This is a genomic window from Paenibacillus sp. E194 (assembly GCF_000935845.1).
Lineage (GTDB): Bacteria > Bacillota > Bacilli > Paenibacillales > Paenibacillaceae > Paenibacillus_B > Paenibacillus_B alvei_B.
This window is the reverse complement of the sequence record NZ_JMDX01000388.1, coordinates 1-3,510: the sequence shown is the minus strand read 5'-3', so window position 1 is coordinate 3,510 and position 3,510 is coordinate 1. Positions and strand designations below refer to the sequence as shown.

At 42.8% G+C, this 3,510-nt stretch carries 3 protein-coding genes; 2 read left to right on the top strand and 1 reads right to left on the bottom strand.

Annotation, left to right across the window (positions count from 1 at the left end; translation table 11 throughout):
• Positions 1 to 2,639 (top strand): polymorphic toxin-type HINT domain-containing protein (locus AZ66_RS33165; protein ID WP_269433154.1); only part of this gene is annotated, 2,639 nt, incomplete at its 5' end.
• Positions 2,640 to 2,649: 10 nt separating this feature from the next.
• The gene (locus AZ66_RS27895) at positions 2,650 to 3,138 is read left to right on the top strand and encodes a pentapeptide repeat-containing protein (protein WP_044357890.1); all 489 of its coding nucleotides are present in this window, start codon (positions 2,650 to 2,652) and stop codon (positions 3,136 to 3,138) included.
• 161 nt (positions 3,139 to 3,299) lie between these two features.
• Here AZ66_RS27895 and AZ66_RS27890 read toward each other — a convergent pair.
• Positions 3,300 to 3,510: IS3 family transposase (locus AZ66_RS27890; RefSeq protein ID WP_044357889.1), on the bottom strand; the 211-nt coding region annotated here is incomplete at its 5' end.

Genomic DNA, 3,510 nt, shown 5'->3' with positions numbered 1-3,510 from the left:
TAGCAGGACGGTACGAATATGATTATGTGGGGAATGTTCAGACTGCCTACGACGGTAATAACAACGTGACAAAGTACGAGTATGATGTACTAGGACGCCTGATCGCCGTTACAGATGCCGAAGGAAAGACGACACGCTATCGGTATAATCTGTCGGGGAATATGGTCGAGATCAGGTATGCGGACGGAAATACGGTTGAGAAACGATACGATGAAATCGGCCGACTGCAGCAGCAGATCGATCCGATGAAGCAAAGCAAACGTTTCTATTATGACGGCAATGGAAACGTGATCAAAAGCATCGACCGGAAAGGACAGGTTCAACAGTTCGAGTACAGTAACCGCAATTTCCTGAATACGGTCGTTGCTCCGGACGAGAGGATTTCGTACAGCTACGACGCGACGGGCAAGCGGACAGCAATGACGGATCAGACGGGCACGACAGCTTATGCCTACTATCCAACAGGAGAATTGGCATCGATCACCTATCCGGATCAGACCAGAATCAATTACGATTATGAAATTAGGGGATTGCGTACAGAACAGACCGTTACGGCCGGGGGCTATAAGCTCACGCAACGAATCGGGCACCTTGGCATCCTGCCGAACCCAACAAGTATGGCCGTCTTAGATGGTAGCGGCTCGCAGCTCACACAATTTGAATACAAATACGACGGCTCATATAATCGCTTGACGGAGTTGAAATCGACGCAAGGATTCTTGGAGAACTATGCGTATGATGGCTTTAATCTAGCAGGCATCCAGCAGAAGCAAGGAGATGCACTGTTTGGAAACTATAGCTACACCTATGATAACAACCGAAATATCACGGACAAAAACGATAATGGAGCAGGTTATCAATTTAGCTACGATAAGCTGAATCGAATCAAGACATCAAGCCAGTTCAATGAAGCCTATGCGTACGATCAACGAGATAACCGAAGCACCCTGCAAAGCGATCAGGTACCGAATATCAAGGGAGCCAGCTACGCGTACGACAGCCGCAATCGTCTGACTCAAGTGATGACAGAAGACGGCAAAGCCGTCATCTACCGCTACAACGGGGATAACCTGATGGTAGAACGCACCGAAGGCGGTGTAACGACCCGTTATTACTATGACGACAGAGCGAAGATAGTAGCAGAAGGAAGAGTAGAAGGCAACGGCAGCGTCACGATTACATCAGCATATGTCCATGATTCGAACGGCAAGCTTCTGGCCCGCCAGGTACCAGGTCAGGGTATGCAGTACTACGTATCCAACGGGCACGGAGATGTTACGGAAATTCGGGATGCACAAAGCAATGTACTGAACCGCTATACGTACGATATCTGGGGCAATCCATTGGTTCAGGAGGAGCGAGTCCCGAACATTTTCCGCTACTCAGGTGAATACTGGGATGCGACAACGAATCTGCAATATTTGCGCGCAAGATGGTATGATCCAAGTATAGGACGGTTTATTAATGAGGATACGTATGAAGGGGAACTCGGGAATCCATTGAGTTTGAATTTGTATACGTATGTAGCTAATAATCCCCTAACTCGTTGGGATCCTAGTGGTCACGACTATAAGCTCCCTAGCAGTAAGCAATTTAGCAGGTTGACTAAAAATAGTTCGTATGTAAATAGCGTTAAATGGTTCTTTGATAACTTATCAATAAACCAGTACAGCGGATATGATGGTTTATTAAACGAACTACAAAAAGATAATCTTCAATTGTTAAAACAAGGGTACGCTGTTGGAGATAAGAGTATTAGAGCAGTCTCTGAAATACAAGGACTAGCATTAAGAAACGATGGTTGTAGTTATCTAACAAATGGATGCAAGGGTGGTAGTGCTTTAATTACAGGGCACGGTGACGGATACTTAAATATCGCTTTGTTTAATGGAAAATCTAGAACAAACTATATGGTTACAAAGACAGGGATGTATGAGTGCAATTGTTTTACAGCAGGAACTAAGGTATTAACTGAGAATGGTGAAAAAGCCATTGAAGAAATTGCTGTGGGTGATATGGTTCTAGCGAAAAATGATTTGACAGGTGACATAGCATACAAAGAGGTTTTAGGATTATTTCAAAAGCAAGCAAATGAGATTTATTATATTCATGTTGGAGAAGAAGTTATTGAGGTTACTGGAGAACATCCGTTTTGGTTAAATGATGTAGGATGGACTTTGGTAAAAGACCTAAAAGTTGGAGATCTCCTTTTAGCAAGTGATGGTAGTACCAAAAGTATTGAGCAGATTAATAAAGCCGCGGTACACACGACTGTTTATAATTTTGAGGTTAAGGATTACAATTCATATTTTGTATCAAACCTTGGACTATGGGTACACAATTGTACTGTTACTGAAGGAATGATTCGTAGTGCACTTGCAAATGCTGATTTGAAAGCTCAGCAAGTTGCTGTATCGCTTCCCGTAATACAAGCATATGTGGATATGGCATTGAGAGGACAAACGGCACCAGCGATTAAGGTCGACAACGGTATTTTGGTAGATGGGTATCATCGTTATATAGCTGGTCTAGTAATAGGTCAGATACCGGCATATAGACCATACCCGGGTGGAAATCCATCGAGAGTAATTCCTTGGGAAAGTCTGAAGATAGACCCTGAGGACTGGGGCAATAGATAGGAGGCAAACAATGATAAAAGTATTTAGTCATGCGTTGGATGAACCCATAATAATTAATCTTGATACGCTTGATAATGCGATATTAGATGAATTTAATTTTCATCGGGCAATCCTCAACGAGCAATCTTTAATTAATGCGAGTCTTGTGAAGGCAAACTTGCGGAATGCTGAGTTAAATGGCGCTAATCTTAGTAACGCTAATTTTTCTGATGCTTCGATGATAATGTGCAGCCTGGATGCGGCTAATTTGAATAAGGCAGTATTGCATAGAGCGAGGTGCAATCATGCAAGTTTTAGAAAAACTGAATTAAGTTTTGTTGATTTTACAGATGCGCAAGTAAAGAATGCTTGTTTTGAAGACGCAATACTTCTTGGGGCAAATATGAATTGCATCGGGTTAGGTGAAGCGATTTTGAACGGCGCGAAGTACAATAAATTAACAATTTGGCCTAAGGGATTTGAGCCCGAACTTTTCGGTGCAATACTGCAAACAGATTAGCAGAACCTATGAATACAGAGTACGGATATAGAAAAAATTCAAGATTGGAAAAATCTAAAGGACTACTTGGTCTGTAAGGGGCAGTAAAAACTGATAAACCACATGCGAGTGTGAACTGTAACCCCATTTATGGACAGTATTAAAAGGCGGTTACCATAGTCTTAAGCAGTTAGAAGGTGGCTTCTGAATTCATCAGGAGTCATCTTCTTTAATGTCCATTGGTAGCGTTCAGAATTGTAGCGGGTCATGTACTCATTGACCCGTAGACGCAGCTCTTTAAGAGATTTACAGTCCTTGTAGTTAAGCTCATCTTTCATATGGCCAAAGAACGTCTCCATGGACGCATTGTCCCAGCAGTTTCCCTTACGAGAC